This is a genomic window from Bacillus sp. I-2 (genome assembly GCF_001974945.1).
GTDB classification, from domain to species: domain Bacteria; phylum Bacillota; class Bacilli; order Bacillales; family Bacillaceae; genus Bacillus; species Bacillus safensis.
Genome location: NZ_LZRW01000001.1, coordinates 100,093 through 121,546, shown reverse-complemented (window position 1 = coordinate 121,546; position 21,454 = coordinate 100,093). Strand labels below are relative to the sequence as shown.

At 43.8% G+C, this 21,454-nt stretch carries 20 protein-coding genes; 15 read left to right on the top strand and 5 right to left on the bottom strand.

Annotated features, from left to right (window positions below):
• Positions 1 to 8: 8 nt before the first annotated feature.
• The gene (locus BAE31_RS00630; protein WP_041108602.1) at positions 9 to 386 is read right to left on the bottom strand and encodes a YfmB family protein; all 378 of its coding nucleotides are present in this window, start codon (positions 384 to 386) and stop codon (positions 9 to 11) included.
• A gap of 221 nt (positions 387 to 607) precedes the next feature.
• Here BAE31_RS00630 and BAE31_RS00625 point away from each other — a divergent pair, with 221 nt between their 5' ends.
• The 12 genes from BAE31_RS00625 to BAE31_RS00550 all read left to right on the top strand — a co-directional run bounded on the left by BAE31_RS00625 (position 608) and on the right by BAE31_RS00550 (position 17,420).
• Positions 608 to 955 carry a YflT domain-containing protein gene (locus BAE31_RS00625; RefSeq protein WP_034282732.1) on the top strand — a complete coding sequence of 116 codons (348 nt, stop codon included), beginning with the start codon at positions 608 to 610 and terminating at the stop codon, positions 953 to 955.
• Between the two features lie 960 nt (positions 956 to 1,915).
• Positions 1,916 to 2,572 (top strand): class I SAM-dependent methyltransferase, encoded by a 657-nt coding sequence (locus tag BAE31_RS00615; protein WP_024424594.1) that lies wholly within the window; start codon positions 1,916 to 1,918, stop codon positions 2,570 to 2,572.
• 281 nt (positions 2,573 to 2,853) lie between these two features.
• On the top strand, positions 2,854 to 3,579 hold the full coding sequence (locus BAE31_RS00605; RefSeq protein WP_024424596.1) for a GTP cyclohydrolase II: 726 nt from the start codon (positions 2,854 to 2,856) through the stop codon (positions 3,577 to 3,579).
• A 32-nt stretch (positions 3,580 to 3,611) separates the two neighbouring features.
• The gene (locus BAE31_RS00600; protein WP_041108594.1) at positions 3,612 to 4,415 is read left to right on the top strand and encodes a formylglycine-generating enzyme family protein; all 804 of its coding nucleotides are present in this window, start codon (positions 3,612 to 3,614) and stop codon (positions 4,413 to 4,415) included.
• Between the two features lie 4 nt (positions 4,416 to 4,419).
• Entirely contained in the window at positions 4,420 to 6,177 is a 1,758-nt protein-coding gene (locus BAE31_RS00595; protein WP_076839132.1) for a WD40 repeat domain-containing protein, read from the top strand.
• A 283-nt stretch (positions 6,178 to 6,460) separates the two neighbouring features.
• Positions 6,461 to 7,543, top strand: coding sequence for a bifunctional diaminohydroxyphosphoribosylaminopyrimidine deaminase/5-amino-6-(5-phosphoribosylamino)uracil reductase RibD (gene ribD, locus BAE31_RS00585; protein ID WP_076839129.1), 1,083 nt, complete (start codon positions 6,461 to 6,463; stop codon positions 7,541 to 7,543).
• A gap of 112 nt (positions 7,544 to 7,655) precedes the next feature.
• Positions 7,656 to 10,547 carry an exosporium glycoprotein BclB-related protein gene (locus tag BAE31_RS00580; RefSeq protein WP_139336358.1) on the top strand — a complete coding sequence of 964 codons (2,892 nt, stop codon included), beginning with the start codon at positions 7,656 to 7,658 and terminating at the stop codon, positions 10,545 to 10,547.
• A 142-nt stretch (positions 10,548 to 10,689) separates the two neighbouring features.
• A complete protein-coding gene (locus BAE31_RS00575; RefSeq protein WP_041106267.1) occupies positions 10,690 to 12,285 on the top strand; it encodes a sensor histidine kinase in 1,596 nt (531 codons plus the stop codon).
• A 3-nt stretch (positions 12,286 to 12,288) separates the two neighbouring features.
• Positions 12,289 to 12,984, top strand: coding sequence for a response regulator (locus BAE31_RS00570; protein ID WP_025092679.1), 696 nt, complete (start codon positions 12,289 to 12,291; stop codon positions 12,982 to 12,984).
• A 3-nt stretch (positions 12,985 to 12,987) separates the two neighbouring features.
• A complete protein-coding gene (locus tag BAE31_RS00565; protein ID WP_076839127.1) occupies positions 12,988 to 13,965 on the top strand; it encodes a tripartite tricarboxylate transporter substrate-binding protein in 978 nt (325 codons plus the stop codon).
• Between the two features lie 347 nt (positions 13,966 to 14,312).
• Positions 14,313 to 15,611 carry an Mg(2+)/citrate complex secondary transporter CitM gene (citM, locus tag BAE31_RS00555; RefSeq protein WP_076839125.1) on the top strand — a complete coding sequence of 433 codons (1,299 nt, stop codon included), beginning with the start codon at positions 14,313 to 14,315 and terminating at the stop codon, positions 15,609 to 15,611.
• 177 nt (positions 15,612 to 15,788) lie between these two features.
• On the top strand, positions 15,789 to 17,420 hold the full coding sequence (locus BAE31_RS00550; RefSeq protein WP_076839123.1) for a M14 family metallopeptidase: 1,632 nt from the start codon (positions 15,789 to 15,791) through the stop codon (positions 17,418 to 17,420).
• Positions 17,421 to 17,492: 72 nt separating this feature from the next.
• On the opposite strand, the gene BAE31_RS00545 is transcribed toward BAE31_RS00550, so the two are convergent.
• Positions 17,493 to 17,978 (bottom strand): phenolic acid decarboxylase, encoded by a 486-nt coding sequence (locus BAE31_RS00545; protein ID WP_008341777.1) that lies wholly within the window; start codon positions 17,976 to 17,978, stop codon positions 17,493 to 17,495.
• A 112-nt stretch (positions 17,979 to 18,090) separates the two neighbouring features.
• Here BAE31_RS00545 and BAE31_RS00540 point away from each other — a divergent pair, with 112 nt between their 5' ends.
• Positions 18,091 to 18,648: a PadR family transcriptional regulator gene (locus tag BAE31_RS00540; protein WP_076839121.1), complete on the top strand. Its 558-nt coding sequence runs from the start codon at positions 18,091 to 18,093 to the stop codon at positions 18,646 to 18,648.
• Positions 18,649 to 18,752: 104 nt separating this feature from the next.
• A complete protein-coding gene (locus BAE31_RS00535) occupies positions 18,753 to 19,859 on the top strand; it encodes a nitric oxide synthase oxygenase (protein WP_076839120.1) in 1,107 nt (368 codons plus the stop codon).
• Between the two features lie 16 nt (positions 19,860 to 19,875).
• Here BAE31_RS00535 and BAE31_RS00530 read toward each other — a convergent pair whose 3' ends face one another.
• Complete coding sequence (locus BAE31_RS00530; protein ID WP_024426625.1) at positions 19,876 to 20,148, bottom strand: acylphosphatase; 273 nt, start codon at positions 20,146 to 20,148, stop codon at positions 19,876 to 19,878.
• A gap of 122 nt (positions 20,149 to 20,270) precedes the next feature.
• Between BAE31_RS00530 and BAE31_RS00525 the strand changes: the two genes are divergently transcribed.
• Positions 20,271 to 20,921, top strand: a complete 651-nt coding sequence (locus tag BAE31_RS00525) for an MOSC domain-containing protein (RefSeq protein WP_041106279.1) — start codon at positions 20,271 to 20,273, stop codon at positions 20,919 to 20,921.
• Between the two features lie 42 nt (positions 20,922 to 20,963).
• Here BAE31_RS00525 and BAE31_RS00520 read toward each other — a convergent pair whose 3' ends face one another.
• Together BAE31_RS00520 and BAE31_RS19530 are read right to left on the bottom strand one after the other, a co-directional pair.
• Complete coding sequence (locus BAE31_RS00520) at positions 20,964 to 21,101, bottom strand: YflJ family protein (protein WP_064497716.1); 138 nt, start codon at positions 21,099 to 21,101, stop codon at positions 20,964 to 20,966.
• A gap of 134 nt (positions 21,102 to 21,235) precedes the next feature.
• Positions 21,236 to 21,397 carry a hypothetical protein gene (locus tag BAE31_RS19530; RefSeq protein WP_087976421.1) on the bottom strand — a complete coding sequence of 54 codons (162 nt, stop codon included), beginning with the start codon at positions 21,395 to 21,397 and terminating at the stop codon, positions 21,236 to 21,238.
• Positions 21,398 to 21,454: the final 57 nt, after the last annotated feature.

Below are 21,454 nucleotides of genomic sequence, written 5' to 3'. Positions count from 1 at the left end.
GAAGGGGACTACTTTTTCTGAAAAGATACAGAGAGGAGCGGCGGGAGACAGCCAAACAGCTGATACACATCCGCATCACGTTCTTTTAACAAATATTCGTTTGCATTTTGCATGGAGGCTTTCATCATATCGCGCGTCACAAAAGGAAAAAGGATATTTAAATATGAGGACAACATGTCTTGTGGATCTTGTTCAATTGACTCGATATCTCCAATGTTAATAATGATGGAAAAGAGATAATCAATGGAGATGCGAAAGTGCTGTTCGGCAAACAACGTAAGCGGCTTTGTATTTGCTTCTTCAGGATTCCACTTTTGAAAAAGCTGTTTCACCAAATCACTGACAACCCAAGCATTAAACTGCTGCTCCGCTGAAAAGTAATACATCAGCTCTCCCTCATTTCTAGCCTCCAGTATAAGAATTGTACAACAAATCAACAGGATTGAACATAATAATTCAGAAAATTTAGTCATTTTTACAGGATTTTTGTCAAAAATAAGTCGATAGACATGGTACGTCCTTCAAGCAAATTGGATGTGCTCGTGGAAGGTTTAATGTCAAAAGTGACGGGTAAAAGAATCGTAAGACGTTAAAGGAGGAATATAAAATGAAACCTGTTGTAAGAGAGTATTCAAATGATGAAACACTTCAAAAAGATGTAGAGCAATTAAAGGCACTCGGTGTTGCAAGAGAGGACATTTATGTTCTGTCCCATGACGATGATCGAACAGAGCGTATTGCAAATAATGCAGATGCCAATACGATTGGCTCAAGAGAAGTCGGACTCAAACATGCGGTTGGGAACATCTTTAGTAAAAAGGGCGATGAGCTCCGCAATAAAATTCATGAAATTGGTTTCTCAAAAGAAGAAGCTGAGACATTTGAAGAACATTTAGACGAAGGGAAAGTCCTTCTCTTTGTCACAGATCATGAAAAAGTGAAAAACTGGGCATAAACGCCAATCGAAAAAGCCTCTTACTTTTGTAAGGGGCTTTTTTTCATGCTTTCATGTCTGAAAGAGAGACATATATCTTTTTTACGATAATAAGTAAATACAGAAGTATGGAATAAATAGTAAACTCTCTAATTGAAAATGCCGTTATACCAATGAAAATCATGAAGAATCAGAAAAAAATAGTCGAAATATCACAAAAATCCATTCGGGAAATAATTATTGTATCTTTCTATTTTGATTTAAAATTAAATAAAAAACTTGTGTAATTTAGTAGATAAATTTCTTAGTTCTATAGGTTTAAGTTGTATTTTTGTGTAGAAATAAGTGTTTTAAGGTCAAAAAACCACGAAAATTACCTGTATTTTCAATTAGAAAATTCATTTTAATGTTTAGGAAATAATTTGTTGACAAAATAAACTAAAAACAATATATTTGGCTTAATCCAGTCATTATGGAATTAGTTGTTAAATTTCCGGTGGGTTTATTCGAAGCATAATCTAGTGAAAGGAGGTGGCAAGAACCAAAGCGTAAGCGCCTCTTAGATGCAAAAATGTCTACTAGAACAGAGCAAATCGTCGTTTACTTGAAGAAAAAATGATCGCCATTCTAAACAGTAGATTCATTTTTCTACTAAAAGCACAGTGTAAGAGATTGTCCAAAAGACGTTAAGTCCTTATAAAAAAGAGAAAGCGGTTTCAATAAGAAATGTGAGTTGATCGAACGGTGAAGGAGGTGAACTCATATGAAAAAAAGAGAGAACAAGCTGAGGCGATGCGGCCTTCGAACGGCTGCATATGAGGATGAATGCTGAAAAAGAAGAGTGAACATGTGGGGTGCTTCTCTCCTTTTTCAGAAAAACAGATTTTCCTAAAAAATCCATCTTTCATTTTAACATAAGGTTTTTGGCTTGAAAACCACCTTTGCCTGAAAAGAAGATTGTGAATTGAAGGAGGTTTCATGATGAAAAAGGCTTTGTACCATGAAGACAGTGGATTGTATTTAGAAAAGATGCGCATGGCATTCCAAGAGCATTACGAGCAAAGAACAGATATGTGGTCTACTGATCCATCCTTAACAGACGCAGCAGTGATGTCATTAAAGGCATGGCGTTCAAGGGAAAAGAATGCACTTGCTTCTGTGCTGGATATCGGGTGCGGCAACGGCCGTGCACTAGAACATTTAAGCGGGCTTTCCGCATATGTCGGTATCGACCTGTATGAGCATGAGGAGTGGGAAGGGTTACAGAAAAGAGAAACAGTTCCTGTCCATTTTGTTCATCAAGATTTTATGTCATGGTCCATGGATCAGGGACGCGGGATGCAGTTTGATTTAATTTTAGATCATGGCTGCTTTCATCATCAACATCCTGATGATCATGAACGTTATTTAAAACAGGTCTCTTCTTTACTTCATGAAGGCGGTGTCTTTTCACTTGTTGTCTGGGGAGAACAGTGGAAAACAGGATTAATCGGAGAAGATGGCCGTTTCCATTTTTCATTTTCAGATTCTCAGCTTGGCGAAAAAATTTGTACATCAGGTCTTGAGCTTGTATCCATATCACCGTTACAAGCGAAGGCCGGAATAAGCCAGCATCATGTCATTGCCGTCAAAATCTAGTACAAAGGTGAGTCATTCAAAGCTAGCAGAGGTGTTCATGGGAAGAAAGAGCGGCTGCCAATCAAGGGCGTTTGCTGCTCTGACAGAAAATAAAGCATATGAACCAAGATTTCTGCTCCTTTGTACTGGAAAAGGACAAGGTCTAAAACGATGAGAGACACTGCACATCCATTTCCTTCTGCGGGAACACACAGGCTGAGGGAGTGCGTACACATATTCATCACTCCATCACTGCGCTATGGGAGTCGATTTGGGTGCAGTGATGAATAGGGGGGAGACAAATGAACAAGTTTGTAGATGAATTACAATCAATGATTCATCATTTTACCTTTCAAGATAAACACTATTTGCTCGTGGGGCCTGTGAATTTGCCAATTTCCATTCAACATGAAGAAGTGCCATTTAAGTGGTATGCCTTCGCGCCTGTTGAACGGGATACAAAACCAACAATCGAATCTATTGTCCAAATGAGTACCGCGCAGCAAACCTTTTCCTCTTGTCTCTTATTTGGCGACTTTGAAAATGAACGGCCGCCGCTTGTGCGAATCCATAGTGTCTGCCAAACAGGGGATGTGTTTGGATCACTGAAATGTGATTGTGGTCCACAGCTTGCATTATCGCTGAAGAAAATCACCGATTACGGAAAAGGCATGCTTGTGTATATGGCCAATCAAGAAGGTCGGTCTATTGGGCTGATGGCAAAAGCGTTGACGTATAAACTACAGGAGATGCAGCTGGATACTTTTGAAGCCAACCGCCTGATCGGCTGCGGGGATGATGATCGGCATTACGAGGAAGCAGCAGCTGTTTTGCACTATTTAAACAAAGGGAAACCATTGCATTTACTAACGAACAATCCAGATAAAGTCGATTCAATTGCAGCTTATGGTCTTCCTGTTTTGCGGTTTGATCATACGGTCGAAGCCTCTCTCTACAATGAAGCCTATTTAAAGGCAAAAGCAGCCTCAGGGCATATGGTCGATGAGAAGAAATTAATTAATCAATAGACGAGTTTATTGAAAGAAGGCGGGAGAAAAGCGTGAAACCTGATATCAATTGGATTCAAATCCCAAGCGGCTATGCAACGATTGGAAGTAATGAAGAAGATATGAAAAAGGCAGCAGAATTCTGGAAGGACAAGCTGCTCAATCCAACCTACGGCCGTGAGAAAAAGTTTCAAAAATGGCTGTACAAAGAATTTCCATCCTATCAGCCGTATATTAACGAATTTTTTATCTCAGATACGGTCGTCAGCAATGAATTGTATCAAAGCTATTGTGATGAAACAGGCCAGACATACCCAGAGAGTTTAACGAACGAAGAGCTTGGCGGGGGAAAAGATCATCCAGCTTGGGGCATGGACATTGAGGATGCTTTCTCGTTCTGTCAGTGGCTGAGCGGGAAACTTGGGATTGATGTTTCGATTCCTACTGAAGAAGAATGGGAGTATGCTGCCCGGGGAAACACGAGAAATCAATACCCGTGGGGAGATGAGTTTGATCCTTCTTACTGCAATACGCACGAATCAAATATTGAAAAAACGACGCCTGTCCGTCATTACGAAAAGGGCCGATCTTTATTTGGTCTTTATGATATGGGGGGCAACGTCGAGGAATGGGTCAACACCAGATATCACGTATATGAAGGCGGCATCGAGGTCGTCGATGATTTAACGGAAACACTCGGAAGTGATTACTACATTTTAAAAGGCGGCTCTTTCGCAAGAGGCGGAGATTTATGCAGAGTCGCAAGAAGACACGGGAAGCACCCAGATCCTGTTTTTCGATTTACTGGTTTTCGTTTAGTGACTCGTCAAAAACAACATATAAAGGTGGGAGTGTAAAACTATGCATAGAGGACCAATTACATCTGTTTTATCAACTCAGCACGACCAAATTGTTTACACTGGCGGTTATGACCGCTGTATTTATCAGTGGAACCGGGCGACGGGAGAAGGAACGTTTATTGGTAGTCACGAGCATATCATTAACTCCATATCTCTTTCTGAAAACGGAAAGTATTTAGCGAGTGCATCGTCAGACTATACCATTCAATTATATGATACAGGCACAAATACCCGAATCCGCACGTTGTTTGGTCATGCAGATGATGTAGAAGCCGTCGCTTTTGCGAAGCAGGATACTTTGCTTGTATCCGTGTCCAGAGATAGAAGATGCTTAGTCTGGGATATCGAAACGGGCGCTATTTTAAGAGAATTCCATGGCCATAGCAAGGATGTATTAGCTGTATGGATACATGGTGATAAAGCTTATACAACAGGTGATGATGGATATGTCCTTGTATGGCTGTATGAAACCGGAGAAATTGTAGGGGAAATCGGCCCGTTTGATTATGAGCTGGATACGATCAGCGGCAGCAATCAAAAAGAAGTATTCGCACTTGGCAGAGATGATGGCACCGTTATTATTTACGATGCAGCTACTTTACAGGAGAAGAAAATCATCAAAGCCCATTTACAGGGCGTCAAGCGCGTGAATTTTTCTCCAAGCGGCAATTACTTGCTGACAGCAGGCTACGACCATTTAATTAAGCTGTGGAATTATGAAACAGGTGATTTAGTCGATACGCTGCTGCCTCATAAATATCAGTGGGAGCGCTCGCTTGTCTGGACAGAGGATGAGAAGTCAATACTAGGAGCTAGCTTTGGAAAAACATATTGTGAATGGTCGATCGAAAAGGGCAAAGTCATATCAGATGAGATCGAAATGGCGACGCCATCTATCAATGATATTGCGCTTACTGATGCAGGTGATATTATTACCGCATCAGATGATGGAAAATTCAGAAAAAATGGGATTGAAATTGCCAAATCGACGGGCGTTTTAACAAATGGAGTAGCTGTTGCACGGGATGGAAGCTATTATGCGTGGGGAGACCATGCAAGTCAAGTGCATATTGTTCATGAGTCATTACAGCAAATGGTTTCGTTTGATCTTAACACAGGTCCGGTCAACAGCGTGTATTTCCACGAGGAGGATCGTCAATTTTATATTGGAACTTACGGCGGTTATGTCCATGTCATTTCGACAGAACACTTAAAGGAAATCGGCCGTTCCAAAGCACACGATTGTGCGGTCAAAGCATTAAAGGTAGAAGGAGATCTTATCATCACAGCAGCAGTTGAAGGAACCATCTGTCTTTTAGATAAAAAGAGTTTGTCCTTAAAAGCGGAGTACATTGGTGCGACAGAGCTGTTAAATGATGTCTTTATTGATAGTAAACGAGACCGTATCGCCATTGTCAGCCGCGACAAGAATGTGAGATTGTTTGATTTGCATACAGGAAGAATTTTAGACCAGCATAACGAACACCAGTATTCGATTAAATCGGTCACAGTCACAGACTCAGGCTATATTGTAAGCGGTGATTATTGGGGCTATATCGTTGTGTGGAATCCAGAGCTGGGTGTCAACACCGGCCCAATTAGAATTGCCCTAAATGGGATTAGTGCCATTAGACAATTAGGCAATGATGTATATGCAAGCTCATATGACGGCGGGATTTATCACGTTCGAGAAGATGGGACGCATACCGAAGTACTACGCTTATTTGACCAATTTCCGAAAGAAGTAATCTCTCATTAAGAAGAAGAATGTAAGCGGGGGATTCTCATGATAAGTGTTTGCAAGGAACATATGAAAAAAGGTCTGTCTGTACTCAATTGTCCGCATGTGCTCCTCATTAATAAATATGAATGTCGCAAATGCTGTTTTTGTAAACAACGAGCATCTTATAAACTTTTTTATTCCTTGCCTTACTATGATCGATCTGAAAAGAAACGGATGGAAAAAATATAGCACATGAGAATAGAACTCCTTCATTCCCTGAAGGAGTTCTTTCCCTTGAAAGAGAGGAAAGGAGACTTACATGAAAGACGATGTTTTTTATATGAAGCTAGCGATTGCCAACGCAAAGGCCATGAAAGGACAAACCTCGCCAAATCCGCTTGTCGGGGCAGTGGTAGTCAAAAAAGGTGAGATCGTTGGAATTGGTGCTCACATGAAGGCGGGCGAGCCGCATGCTGAAATTCATGCGCTGCAAATGGCAGGGGATAAGGCGAAGGGGGCTCATATGTATGTGACGCTCGAACCTTGTTCGCATCAAGGAAAAACAGGTCCTTGCTCAGAAGCCATTATAAAGAGCGGGGTGAAACGGGTGGTCATTGCCACTGGGGACCCAAATCCACTTGTAGCAGGTAAAGGGGTCACGATGTTGAAACAAGCAGGGATAGAAGTAGAAGAAGGGGTATGTAAGCGGGAAGCGGACAGCTTAAATCTTCCTTTTTTTCATTCGATACAATCAGACCTTCCGTATGTCATATTAAAAACAGCCATTTCATTAGACGGGAAAATTGCAACAGCTCATCAAGAAAGCAAATGGATTACAGGGACAGAAGCAAGGAATGAAGTGCAGCAATTACGTCAAGAAGCAGATGCTGTGATAACAGGCGTCGAAACCATTATTCAAGATGATGCAGGCCTTATTGTGAAAGATTCAATCGTGACACAGCCTATTCGTGTTATTTTAGATTCCACATTAAGGATTCCGCTTCATGCGAAATGTTTAAATGATCATATGGCAGAAACCATCATTTGTACCTCAAACAAGTATGATCAAAAAAAATACCATCAACTGGTGCAAAAAGGACATCAAGTATTTGTCACAAGCGGAGAAAATCGGACAGATCTTCATGCGGTGTTACGTATGCTGAAAAGACGCTCTGTGATGTCGGTGCTTGTAGAGGCGGGAGGCAGTGTGAGCGCATCCTTTTTAGAAGCGTCCCTTGTGAACGAAGTCATTATTTATATGGCACCATTATTAATTGGAGGGAAAGATGCACCTACTTTTTTTGAAGGAGAAGGTACGAAATCATTAAAAGAAGCCATCCGGCCGGTAGATATGGATTATAGTATGGTAGGAAAAGATTTAAAAATGACGATGAGACTTTAATGAAAGAAGGACCTTGTGCATAAAGTGCAAGGTCTTTTGATTATTTTAAAAAAATAAAAGTGTACATACACCTATCCCAGTCATGATGAATACGATGGATGGGGGTGATTCCATGAAAAGATGTAGGCAATGTGGTAAGACATATCCAACTCATTCAACAGACCACTACCAAAAAGGAAGCTGGTATGATGCGTACAAGGACGATGGCTGGGAATGTGATAGTTGTAAGAAAGGGATAGCAGAAAAGCCAAGGAAACCAGTGAAAAATCCTTGCTGCGGAAAAGATCCTTGTGTTTGTGTGATTCAAGGTCCGCCAGGCGGGAGAGGAAGAAGAGGCCCAGCAGGTCCGGCGGGTGCAGTGGGTCCAGCGGGTCCGGCAGGCCCAGCAGGTCCAATCGGTCCAACAGGCGTAGGTTTAACAGGTATCTTGGCATTTGATCCAGCAGTAGCACCTACCTTCCCAGTAGGTCAAGTGGTGACATACGATGGCAGTACGTACGTGGTCAATTCAGCACCGCCATTAGGTACGCCGGATACGTCGGCAGATTATACATTATTAGCCGCAGCGGGGGAAACAGGTACAGGGCCAACAGGTGTCACAGGAGAACCAGGGCCAACTGGAGCCACAGGCGCCACCGGTGTGGGTTTAACGGGAGTCGTACCGTATGATGCTGCAGCAGCGCCAGGATACCCATTGGGGCAAGTGGTGACATATGAAGGTGGAACGTATCTTGTGAATACAGCATCACCAACAGGTGCACCAGATACATCACCAGATTATACGTTATTAGCAGCCGCAGGCGCGACTGGTGTTACAGGCGCTACCGGTACGGGTGCAACAGGAGCAACGGGAGCCACCGGCGTCATGGGTGCAACAGGAGAAATTGGTCCAACCGGTGCAACCGGCGTCACGGGAGCGACGGGAGAAATTGGCCCAACCGGAGCCACTGGTGTTACGGGAGCGACGGGAGAAATTGGCCCAACCGGAGCTACTGGCACAGGAGCAACGGGAGCCACCGGCGCAACAGGAGCTACCGGTGTCACAGGTGCAACTGGGGTAACTGGTGATACGGGTGCAACAGGTGCAACAGGGATCACAGGAGCGACAGGAGTCGGCTTAGCCGGAGTCACGGCGTTTGATCCAGCGGCAGCCCCAACGTATCCAGTAGGTCAAGTGGTCACGTATGAAGGTGGAACCTATATCGTGAACACAGCACCACCAACAGGCACACCAGATACATCACCAGATTATACGTTATTAGCAGCCGCAGGCGCGACAGGCGTTACAGGTGCAACCGGTACAGGAGCGACGGGAGCAACAGGCGTTACAGGACCAACGGGAGAAATTGGTCCAACTGGAGTTACTGGCGTCACAGGAGCAACAGGAGAAATTGGTCCAACCGGAGCCACCGGCGTCACGGGAGCAACAGGAGCAATCGGTCTCACAGGAGCGACGGGGGAAATTGGTCCAACCGGAGCTACTGGCGTCACAGGAGCGACGGGAGAAATTGGCCCAACCGGAGCCACCGGTGTCACAGGTGCAACAGGGATCACAGGAGCGACGGGAGTCGGCTTAGCCGGAGTCACGGCGTTTGATCCAGCGGCAGCCCCAACGTATCCAGTAGGTCAAGTGGTCACGTATGAAGGTGGAACCTATATCGTGAATACAGCACCACCAACAGGCACACCAGATACATCACCAGATTATACGTTATTAGCAGCCGCAGGCGCGACAGGCGTCACGGGAGCAACTGGGGTAACTGGGGCAACCGGAGGTACAGGAGCTACCGGTGTGACCGGCGCCACGGGGATCGGTTTAGGCGGAGCCGTAGCATTTGATCCAGCGGCAGCCCCGACATATCCAGTAGGTCAAGTGGTCACGTATGAAGGTGGAACCTATATTGTGAACACGGCACCGCCAACAGGTACACCAGATACGTCACCAGATTATACGTTATTAGCAGCCGCAGGCGCGACAGGCGTTACGGGTGCAACCGGTACAGGAGCGACAGGAGTTACAGGGGCAACGGGGGAAACAGGCGTTACCGGAGCAACTGGATTAACCGGAGCCACGGGAGAAACAGGTGTTACCGGAGCCACCGGAGCAACTGGATTAACTGGAGCCACGGGAGAAACAGGAGTGACCGGAGCAACTGGAGTCACCGGAGTCACAGGAGTGACCGGAGCAACTGGATTAACCGGAGCCACGGGAGAAACAGGAGTGACCGGAGCAACTGGATTAACCGGAGCCACGGGAGAAACAGGAGCGACCGGAGCAACTGGATTAACCGGAGCCACGGGAGAAACAGGAGCGACCGGAGCAACTGGATTAACCGGAGCCACAGGGGTCACAGGAGCGACCGGAGCAACCGGAGTGACAGGTGTAACGGGTATTACAGGTTTATCGGGAGCCACGGGAGTGACAGGAGTGACTGGAGCGACAGGCGCCACGGGAGCCACCGGCGCTACAGGTCCAACAGGTGTGACAGGATCGAGTGCGATCATTCCGTTTGCTTCAGGTACACCTGCTGTCCTGACAACAATTGCAGGCGGTCTTGTTGGAACATCCAGCTTGATCGGATTTGGTAACTCAGCGACAGGTGTCAGTATTTTAGGCGGAGTGATTGATTTAACCGGCGCTGCAGGCACTTTACTCAACATGGCGTTCTCAGTTCCTAGAGCCGGAACAATCACATCATTTGCTGGCTATTTCAGTACGACAGCTGCTCTTTCTTTGCTTGGCACAAGTATTACGGTCACAGCTAGTTTGTTTGCTTCACCGACACCAAATAACAGTTTCACTCAAGTAGCGAGTGTCACTTTAGCACCAGCTTTAACCGGTGTTTTAACGCTGGGTGCGATCGCAAATGGTATTGCGACTGGTCTAAATGTACCAGTCACACCGGAAACACGATTGCTTGTTGTATTCTCCGCATCAGCTACAGGTCTTTCCTTAGTGAATACCGTAGCAGGCTATGCGAGTGCGGGTTTATCAATCACGTAATAGGCATACAGGGACGACTCGATGCCTGAGTCGTCCTTTTTTGTTTGAAATAATTTTCTCTTAACTTAGTCAGAAAAAATGATATCATTTTCTTAGAGTCTATTCGGGTGAATCTACTGAATTAGGGGTTGTAGCGGTGAGGATGGGCAAAAGGAAAGTGACTTTACAAACGAAAATTTTGGGGTTAATTATCGGGCTTTTGCTTGTTGTCATTGCGTTATTAACCATTTGTTTTGGTTTTCTGCAGACATCAGAAAGGCAGGGACAAGCTGAACAGCTGGCGGTGCAGACCGCTAGAACGATATCATATATGCCGCCCATTAAAGCATCGGTGGCTCTATCAGCGTCCCAAAATGAAGAACAGGCAGTGCTTGAGCAAATGAAGGAGCAAGTAAGAGCACATGCCATCTTCATTACCAATCGAAAAGGAAAGGTCCTTGTTCATACGAATCATGAGGACGTAGGAAAAACCATCAGTGTATCGGAAGGAAGAAGTACCCTCTTATTTGGAGGAACTTCCATATCAACTGATGATTCTAATGGTGAAACCGTTGTCAGAGGCAGTGCACCCATTATGAAAGAAACAGAAGGGCATGAAGAAATTATCGGCACAGTCACCGTCGAATTTTTAAAAAAGGAAATTGATCAAGCGACAGCTCATCAGCTATTCAAGCTTAGCTATATTGCACTTCTCGTGCTTTTGCCTGGCATATTCGGTGCGATTTTTTTAACGAAGAGTATTCGCAAAGATACATTAGGGCTTGAGCCGCATGAAATAGCTTCGTTGTATCGAGAAAGAGAAGCGATGCTGCTCGCTATAAAAGAAGGGATCATTGCGTTTGACCAGAAAGGCGCGATTACGATGATGAATACATCAGCTGAGCACATGCTGCGCGTCTCATCAAAGCTGCCACTTCATATTGATCAAGTCTTGCCAAATGCCAAACTTCTTCTCTATTTAAAGGCAGAGACGATTGAACCTAACATCGAAACCGTCGTCAATGATAAAACCTATGTCTTAAATGTGAAAAAAGTAATGCAGGATCATCGAGTATTCGGAGGGATTGTGAGCTTCAGAGAGAAGACAGAGCTGACGAAGCTGCTGGATACATTAACAGAGGTCAGCCAATATTCAGAAGACCTAAGGGCACAAACGCACGAATTCTCAAATAAGCTGTACGCTATCTTAGGCCTGCTTGAGCTGAATCAAGTCGATGAAGCCATCGACCTAATTAAAGAAGAATATCATCTGCAAAACCGTCAGCACGATTTACTCATGAAGCAGATTCGGTCTCCTAAAATACAAGCCATCTTACTTGGCAAGTTAGGGAAAGCATCAGAGAAGAAAGTCCATTTCCACATTGATGAAAATAGCTCACTTGAGCCGCTTCCAGCTCATTTAAGTCTATCTCACTTTATCACCATCATTGGCAATCTCGTAGATAATGCTTTTGAAGCTGTATTAAATAAGGAGAAGCGCGAGGTAGACCTATTCATCACAGATATTGGGTTTGATATTATCATAGAAGTGTCAGATTCAGGTGATGGAGTGAATGAAGAGGAACTGTCACAGATTTTCACAAGAGGCCATTCGTCAAAGGGAGAAGGACGAGGCTATGGGCTTGCGAATGTGAAAGAAGTATTGGACGAGCTTGGGGGCTGGATTGAAGTTGCGAACCAAAAAGAAGGCGGTGCCATCTTCACTGTATACATACCGAAAGGCACAAAGGGGGAATAGATGGTGATTAAGGTACTCATTGCGGAGGATGATTTTCGAATCGCTGCCATTCATGAATCTTATATACAAAAGATAGAAGGATTTAAGGTCGCTGGAAAGGCAAAGAGTGCAAAGGATATGTGGGAGGCGCTCCAAAGGGAACAAGTTGACCTCATTTTGCTTGATGTGTATATGCCTGATGAACTCGGCACAAACTTGCTGCCGCTTTTAAGAGAACGCTGTCCTGAAGTAGATGTGATCATTATCACGGCTGCAACGGAAACGACGCTTTTAAGAGATGCGCTTCATTACGGAGTGGTTCATTATTTAATCAAACCGGTGACGGCACAAAAGTTTGCACAAGTTTTAACCGAATATAAAGAGAAGAAAGACATCATCAATTCAAAGGATGAAGTCAATCAAACGATGATCGATCTGTTTTTTGGACAGATGCAGGAAGAGCCAAAACAAAGGGATGACAGAGATCTCCCCACAGGCATCAATTCACTGACCTTGGACAAAGTGAAAACATTGATGGCATCAGAGAATAGCGGAATTACAGCAGAAGAACTCGGGGAAAAGATGGGCGCATCACGTACAACTGCGAGACGGTACGTAGAGTATCTCGTGACAACAGGGGAATGCCGGGCAGAGCTTGCATACGGAATCATTGGCAGACCTGAACGTAAATATTACCCTGCCAAACAAGCGGAGTCTTAAAAGATGAAAAAAGGAATACTTTTTGTGATCGTGCTCTGCCTTTGTATGACACTCACCTTTAATGAAAAAAAAGCCGGAGACTCTTTCCTGCAGCAAAGCTCCTTATATATTGTGGTGTCGGGTGTACCAGATGGAGGATTTGACCAAACGGCTCAGGTGATGAAATCAGTGCTTGAACAAGAGAAACTGGTGAACCGGCCTGTGAACATTCTTTATCAAAGAGGCGGAACGGTGGATAAAGGATGGACCTACATGATGGAGCGAGAAGCCAACTATATTAGTTTAAATTCAAGCTTATTGTTAAGCCGTAATTTACTTGGCAGCAGTAACGTGACGATGAATGATGTGACACCGCTGGCAATCCTTGCAGAAGAGTGGCAGGTCGTCGCAGTCCCGATGGATTCTCCTTTTGCAAATGGGAAGGAGCTGTTACACGCCCTCAAGAAAAAACCAGATTCCTTAAAAATTGGGTTTGCCCCTGACTTTGGAAATGATGATCAAATCTCATTCGCCCGGGCAGCAGAAATGGCAGGGATTGATCCCTATCGCATTCAATTTTTGAAATTTGACAGTGCAGATGATTTATTTCAGGCGCTCATCAACCATGAAGTGGATGCAGCAACGACTACCATTACAGAGGTTCGTCATGATTATGAAAAAAAGAGGCTGAAGCTCGTAGCGACGACAACCAGCCAGCGTTTAGATGGATTTGAAGATGTGCCGACATGGAAAGAGCAGGGTATTCCACTCATCTTCTCCCATTGGCGCGGTGTGATGGGCCCTAAACAAATGAGTCAGCATGACATTCGTGAATGGGATCAGCTTCTTCAAAAAATGACGGAAACGAAGTCTTGGAAAAAGCGATTAAAGCAAAAGGGTTGGACAAGTCGTTATATGAACAGCAAAGAGGCAAAGATCTTTATGGAAGATCAATTAAGGCAATATGAGCAATTGATACAAGGAGAACAAGCGGTCGAGTGAGACCGCTTCCAGCGTGTAGCCAAACCCTTGCATTTGTTGTCATTCCTGCGTGCCGGTGCTCACGAATCTCATATTCGCTCCGCTTCGGTACTCATCCTTCCTAGACTTCGAAGGTTTTCTATCACGCTGAAAAGAAGACAAAGGGCTAAAATAAACCCTTTGTTTTTTTCATGGAATGAAAAAGCCCAATGTTTGAACAAAATGAACAAAAAGCATTTATCGACCGAAAAAGAATTAAAATTCATAATATTTACTTCAATTCTCACCTCAGATATGATGACAAAAAGGGTTGGAAATGGGATACCAACACATTAATGAAAGCGTATACAACATAAGGGGTGAACAATATGTTAGCAATCTTAGGATTTCTTATGATGATTGTATTTATGGTTTTGATTATGACGAAACGTATGTCTGTTTTAACGGCATTGGTGTTAACACCAATTGCATTTGCTCTTATTGCAGGTTTTCATTTTACTGAAATTTCAGACATGATTGTCAAAGGCGTGCAGCAAGTCGCACCAACAGCGGTCATGATCATGTTTGCGATTTTGTACTTTGGCATTATGATTGATGCGGGTTTATTTGACCCAATGGTGGCGAAAATTTTAAAAATCGTTAAAGGCGATCCATTAAAAATCGTGGTCGGAACAGCTGTCCTGACGATGCTTGTTGCACTTGATGGTGATGGAACGACAACGTATATGATTACAACAACAGCGATGCTTCCACTATTTACGCTGCTTGGCATCCGTCCAATTATTTTAGCGGGTATTGCCGGGGTTGGCATGGGAATTATGAATACAATTCCATGGGGAGGAGCTACACCTAGAGCGGCGAGTGCACTTGGCGTTGATCCTTCACTTTTATTTGGACCGATGATTCCAGTCATTGGTGCAGGGGTTCTCAGTATGATTATTGTTGCTTATTTTCTTGGAAAAGCCGAAAGAAAACGCCTTGGTGTGATTGAACTTGAACAGCCGATTCATGCAAATGAAATGGCAGCGGCACTGCAAGATGACATCAAACGGCCGAAGCTTTGGTGGTTTAACCTGGCGCTGACTTTGTTATTGGTGCTGCTGCTTGTATCAGGTAAAGTCAGCTTAACTGTTCTATTTGTTCTTGCTTTCTGTGTGGCGATCATCGTGAACTATCCGAACTTGGAGCAGCAGCGTGAGCGAATTGCCGCTCACTCAACAAACGTTTTAGCCATTGCTTCGATGATTTTTGCGGCAGGTGTTTTTACAGGTATTCTAACTGGAACGAAAATGGTCGATGAAATGGCGATTTCGATTGTATCTGCAATTCCAGAGCAGCTTGGCGGCTTTATTCCAGTCATTGTCGCATTAACAAGCGGGATCTTTACTTTCTTTATGCCGAATGATGCATACTTTTATGGCGTACTGCCGATCCTATCAGAAACAGCGGCAGCATACGGTGTCGATAAAATTGAGATTGCCAGAGCCTCTATTATTGGTCAGCCGATTCATATGTTAAGTCCACTTGTTCCATCAACTCATTTACTTGTTGGACTTGTTGGCGTATCACTGGATCAGCATCAGAAATTTGGGATGAAATGGGCTGTGCTGGCAGTCGTCGCTATGACCGTCATGGCGGTTCTCATTGGGGCCATTTCCATCTGGTAAATAAAAAAGTGTCTGCTGTGGGCAGGCACTTTTTTTAGGTCATATTGCCGGGCAGGCTCCATTCATTTGCCCTAGACAAAGACATGCCTGTTCCTCCAAAAGATTTATTTTTGAAAAATACTGACACTTTTTCTGTTTTTTTCTTTATAATGCAAATCAACGAAGGGAGAGGATAGCATGTCCAAACGAAAAGGCACGATTCTTTTTGCTGCTGCATGCCTCTTGGCAGGCAGTTTGTCGATGGTGAGCCCAGCTTCAGCTCATGCAGAAACCCCTTATTATGGAAAGAGTTATGAACAACCGGCTTCAGTGAAAAAGCTATACCCTAAGCCTGACGAGACGTTTGATACCCCTGCCTTTCAGAAAAAAGAAGAAGCATTTACGACACAAGAAGAGCTTCAAGCTTTCTTACGAGACATTGTCCGCAAAAGTCCTTACGCCACGCAGAAACAGATTGGAACATCCATTGAAGGTAGATCCATTCCGGCCCTGTACTTTACAAAGGATCGCTCCATCACGCCACTTTCAAAAAAGCCAACCATCTGGCTGCAAGCACAAATACATGGAAATGAACCAGCCTCCGGTGAATCTGCTCTCGTCATTGCAAAACGATTAGCAGGTGAAGAAGGAGAGCGTATACTCAATCATGTCAATATCATCATTGTCCCAAGAATCAATCCTGATGGTTCTTATGCGTTTGACCGCAGACTGGCAAACGGATTAGACGGAAACCGTGATCATATGACATTAGAATCTCCAGAACTGACAGCCCTGCATCAAGAATTTAATCGGTATGCGCCAGAAGTGGTCATTGATGCCCATGAATACGATGTGGGTCAAAAGCAGTTTGAAGATATCGGTTCATCAGGCGCTCTCAAATATCATGATTTGCTTATTCTTTCAGGGAAGAATCTAAATATTCCAGAAAGCATCCGGCTGACATCAAATGAGTTGTATGTAAACGGAGTTCGTGAAACGCTGACGAATAAAGGATTTTATAACGATTTGTATTATACAAACACAAGAGGAAAGGATGGAAAGATCGACATCTATGAAGGTGGAACGGATGCGCGAATTGGCCGTAATGCCCTTGCACTTTCGCCAGCCCTGTCATTTCTTGTAGAAAGCAGAGGGATTGGGATTGGAAGAGAGGATTTTGCCCGCCGCGTCGCTGCACAAGTAGCCACCCATGAAAAAATCATTGAGACCACGGTGAAACATGCCAAACAGGTGAAGCAGCAAATGGTGACGGAGCGGCTGAAGCTGGTCAAAAAAGGACTGCAGCCAAATGATGATGATCAGGTGGTCATTCAAGACGATTTCCAAGCACCTGTCAATGACTCGCTGGAAATGGTCGATATTGAGAAAGGACAAACGACTCAAGTTCCTGTACGCTTTCACAGTGCGAGCGATGCTGTGCCCGTCTTAACAAGAGAACGGCCGACAGCTTATCTCATTCTTCCGGGGCATGAAGGAGTAGAGAGGAAACTCAGAACATTAGGATTAAAAAGTGTCACATTGCCGGCTGGCATGAAAGTGCCGGTACAAGCCTATCAGGTGACAAAGCGAGAAGAAAAGAGCAAAACAGATATTCAGCTTGAAACAAAACTCGTTGACAAGAAACGTCAGCTGCCAAAAGGAACAAAGGTATATGTCACGGCACAGCCGCAAACCAATTTGCTCTCACTTGCCCTTGAACCAGAATCAAAGGACAGCTATATGTCATCAGGGTTTATTGCTTCAAAAACAGGGGATGAACTGCCAGTCTATCGTTTCGTGCTTCCTCAAAAGACGTTAGGTATTCAATAAAAAAGGGCTAAAATAAAGATCATTTTAGCCCTTTGTCAACAATCTAAAGCGGCACTAGGCGTGCCGCTTTTTTTATTTTCGTCCAGCTCTTATTTCATCTGTCATGCCTTCATATGGTGCTTCTGCAATAATGGTTTCGTCATTCACACCTGCATGATGGATATACGTAATGTCCGCAAATTCTGGGACAACATATTTCGGATAGGTTTCGTATTTTTCACGAGATTCTTTCATGAGATCGATGTAGTCATTTTGATAGCAAACTGTGATATCTGGACGTTCATGCACCCATTTAGGGAAGAAGATGACGCCATGCATGCGTTTTTCCTCAGGCATAAAGTTCAGAGAGACGTCTGTCCCAGTTGGTTCTGTCCAAGAGACTTTGTATACGCCTTTTGTCAGCTTCACAATATTTACTTCTTGATCACGGACCCAGCGTCCTCCAACCATTCCGCTATGAATGCGGTAATCAATGGTGTGATCGTTTTTAATGTAAATCTCATATTCCCAGCCATTTTCATACGTATAAATCATATGAAGTCCAACGAATTGATCCATGTTTATTCCTTCTTTCATTAGAATGATGTTTTTTCAAACATGTTGTGATTTACATGTTTATTTTAAAGTCTATGGTATACTATTGTCAAAGAATAAGCGTTGGAGGCACATCATGAGAGTACTAAAATATGCCATTCTTGGCTTGCTGGATCAGCGTGAGCTGACGGGATACGATATCACGAAACATTTTAAGGATTCCCTTGGACAGTTTTGGAGTGCGAAGCACAGTCAAATTTACCCTGAGCTGAAGCGTCTAACAGAGGAAGGGTTTATTGAATTTGATATTCACATACAAGGAAAAAAGCTGGAGAAGAAGGTCTATCAAATCACAGCGGCAGGAAAAGAAGAATTGCGTCAGTGGTTAAGAACAAAAGATCCGATTCCGGAAACAACAAAGGATGAATTCATGCTCAAAACATTTTTCATCTCCTCCATGGACAAAAAAGAAGCGGCTGACCTGTTTGCCTATCAACTAATAGAGCGCACCAAGAAAGTAGATGTGCTGGAACAAAAGCTGCACGCTTTGACAGAGGAAGACCCTTCTGCTGAACAACTGCATTCAGCGCAATTTGGGCATTACTTAGTGCTGACAAGGGCAATCGAAAGGGAAAAAGGCTATGTCCGCTGGCTCCAAAAGACCCTTAAACGTATTGATTCATCTATGGTCTAAGGACAATGGTCGGATGATATGATAAAAAATGGTTTGAAACGAGTGAATTTATCAATAGAAACCGCTACAATGGATATATTCGTATTAAAGTGAGGCGAGTATGTTTGAGTAATCAAGAAGCGTTGTGGAATGAAGCAGAAGCTTTTATTTCTGTATGCTATGAAGAATTAAACAAGTCAAATGAAGAGAAAGCAGCACGTCTGCATGAAATAAAAAAAGAAATTGAGTCTGAAGGAATTTATACGCATACGCTAGAGGAATTAGCTCACGGGGCGAAAATGGCATGGCGCAACAGTAACCGCTGCATTGGCCGTTTGTTTTGGTCGACCCTGCAAGTGCATGACTGCCGGCATGTAAAGACAGAGGATGAGGTGAAGGAGGCGCTCTTTCATCATATTGAGTATGCGACAAATGGCGGGAAAATCAAACCGTCCATTACGATCTTTCCCCCAGAGAAAAACAGACAGAAGGAAGTCGTCATTTATAATCATCAGCTCGTTCGTTATGCAGGCTATGAGTCGGAATATGGCATCATCGGCGACGAGGCATCTCTTGAATTAACAAAATTATGTCAAGCCCATGGCTGGGAAGGAGAAGGCACACATTTTGATATTTTGCCTCTCATGTTTCAGCTAAAAGGTCAGCCGCCTGTTCTGTATGAGCTTCCGAAAGAAATCGTCCAAGAGGTAGAGATCACCCATCCTGAATATGATGGATTCCGTGATTTGGGACTAAAATGGTATGCGGTTCCGATTATTGCTGATATGAAATTAGAGATTGGCGGTATTCATTACAATGCTGCACCGTTTAATGGCTGGTATATGGGCACAGAAATTGGCGCACGCAACCTAGCGGATGAAAACCGCTACAATATGCTGAAAAAAGTCGCTTCTCTTTTAGGACTGGACACAACCAAGAATGCGTCCCTTTGGAAGGATAAAGCCATTGTCGAATTGAATGTGGCGGTTCTCCATTCTTATCGTGAAGCAGGGGTGTCCATTGTTGATCATCATACAGCAGCACATCAATTCAAGCAGTTTGAAAAGCAGGAAGAAAAGGCTGACCGCAAGCTGACTGGGGACTGGACATGGCTGATTCCGCCAGTATCACCAGCTGCTACCCACATATTCCACAAGCATTACGACAATACCATTGTGAAACCAAACTATTTTTATCAGGACAAGCCCTATCACGGGACAGAAAAAGCCTAGCGAGAGCTAGGTTTTTTTATGACCGTATTCGAAAATCTTGATAATGAGCAAGCTCGGTGAGCGGCTCCATTTGCATGTCGGTGACTTTTGAAAAAGGACTTCCTTTCCGGACAGTCTCTAAGAAATCAATCACTTTCTGCTGTTCACCCTCTACTTTTAACTCGACATGACCTTCATCTGTGTTGCGTACCCAGCCTTTCATTCCACGATTGACGGCTTCTCCCTGAACAAAATAACGAAAGCCGACTCCTTGCACACGTCCTTTTACAATGGCGTGATAATGAATCATGGTCATCTCTCCTTTTTTCACATCGTACCATAGCCTGTATCTGATCTTCACGCCTCGACTATGATTTGTTTGTCAAACGATGTAAAATAAAGGCCAGTAGACAACCAAAGGAGATGTCCATCGTGGAACAAAAGAGATACGACATAGAAGGAATCCAAGTGGGACAACCTATCATCACCTATGCGAATGGAAAAGAAATTAAAACAGCCATCAACAAAAGGCGCATTCATGAGCCAGTGTATTTAAGTCAGGTCAATTTTGAAGGAGATGGTCAGGGGGATTTGGTTCATCATGGGGGTTATGATAAAGCCGTCTGCGTCTTTCCGTATGATCATTATGCTCACTTTGAACAATTTTTAGGGGTTCCATTACAGGAAGCTGCCTTTGGCGAGAATGTAACAGTACGCCAGCTAGTCGAAACGAATGTGCATATTGGCGATGTGTTTCAGCTTGGAGATGCATTTGTTGAGGTGAGCCAGCCAAGACAGCCTTGTGTGAAATTGTCTCTTAAGCATGGCAACATGAAGCTTGTAAAGGAAGTGCAGAAAACAGGGTATACAGGCTTTTATTTACGTGTACTGAAAGAAGGCATGGTGCCGCCTGATGCTGCGCTTGTACTAGTAGAAAAAGCGTCCCATCAGATTACGGTCCATGAAGTCAATGAAGTCAAATATCGTCAAACAAGTCCAGAGAGACTGAAAGCCGTTCTTGAAGTAGATGCCTTAGCAGATGTGGTCAGGAAGTCTTTAGAAAAACGAATTCAGCACATTTAAAAAAAGCCGTACATCAGCTTAAGATGTACGGCTTTTCAGCGCTTATGAGCTGCGTTTCTTTTGCTCAAGAAGATTTGCAAGGAAATATGTTTTTAAGCTTTGAAGCTTTCTTCCTTCATGCTTGGTCACACCAAGCTTCTTTAATTCTTCGACATACCAGCCTTTGCTACCATAATGCATGATAGAAAACTCCTTTCAATTGAAACTGCCTGCATTGTAACATCTCAAAAAAGAACGTGAAAAGCGTGCAGGTGTCAAGAAATGAAAACTGATTCTATCTGCCTATGATCTATGTATATGCTGGAAATATTGATTTATGAATTTGGCGGGTTGAGGGTAACGAGGATCATGCCGACCGTCATAATCATGATGATAACACCAAGATAGGTCATCATGGATTGTTTTTTCTTAATCCCTACAACCGTTAAGATAATACTTTCGATGAAAAAGATAACACCTATGATGATGAACCACATATTAAATAAGACCCCTTTCGCATATCTTTGCCTATTTTACCACAGGCTTTTTTGTTT

Coding starts and splice junctions, on each gene's coding strand:
- BAE31_RS00630 (WP_041108602.1), bottom strand. CDS start 386: ATGTATTACTTTTCAGCGGAGCAGCAGTTTAATGCTTGGGTTGTCAGT.
- BAE31_RS00625 (WP_034282732.1), top strand. CDS start 608: ATGAAACCTGTTGTAAGAGAGTATTCAAATGATGAAACACTTCAAAAA.
- BAE31_RS00615 (WP_024424594.1), top strand. CDS start 1,916: ATGAAAAAGGCTTTGTACCATGAAGACAGTGGATTGTATTTAGAAAAG.
- BAE31_RS00605 (WP_024424596.1), top strand. CDS start 2,854: ATGAACAAGTTTGTAGATGAATTACAATCAATGATTCATCATTTTACC.
- BAE31_RS00595 (WP_076839132.1), top strand. CDS start 4,420: ATGCATAGAGGACCAATTACATCTGTTTTATCAACTCAGCACGACCAA.
- ribD (WP_076839129.1), top strand. CDS start 6,461: ATGAAAGACGATGTTTTTTATATGAAGCTAGCGATTGCCAACGCAAAG.
- BAE31_RS00580 (WP_139336358.1), top strand. CDS start 7,656: ATGAAAAGATGTAGGCAATGTGGTAAGACATATCCAACTCATTCAACA.
- BAE31_RS00575 (WP_041106267.1), top strand. CDS start 10,690: ATGGGCAAAAGGAAAGTGACTTTACAAACGAAAATTTTGGGGTTAATT.
- BAE31_RS00565 (WP_076839127.1), top strand. CDS start 12,988: ATGAAAAAAGGAATACTTTTTGTGATCGTGCTCTGCCTTTGTATGACA.
- citM (WP_076839125.1), top strand. CDS start 14,313: ATGTTAGCAATCTTAGGATTTCTTATGATGATTGTATTTATGGTTTTG.
- BAE31_RS00550 (WP_076839123.1), top strand. CDS start 15,789: ATGTCCAAACGAAAAGGCACGATTCTTTTTGCTGCTGCATGCCTCTTG.
- BAE31_RS00545 (WP_008341777.1), bottom strand. CDS start 17,978: ATGGATCAATTCGTTGGACTTCATATGATTTATACGTATGAAAATGGC.
- BAE31_RS00540 (WP_076839121.1), top strand. CDS start 18,091: ATGAGAGTACTAAAATATGCCATTCTTGGCTTGCTGGATCAGCGTGAG.
- BAE31_RS00530 (WP_024426625.1), bottom strand. CDS start 20,148: ATGATTCATTATCACGCCATTGTAAAAGGACGTGTGCAAGGAGTCGGC.
- BAE31_RS00520 (WP_064497716.1), bottom strand. CDS start 21,101: ATGCATTATGGTAGCAAAGGCTGGTATGTCGAAGAATTAAAGAAGCTT.
- BAE31_RS19530 (WP_087976421.1), bottom strand. CDS start 21,397: ATGTGGTTCATCATCATAGGTGTTATCTTTTTCATCGAAAGTATTATC.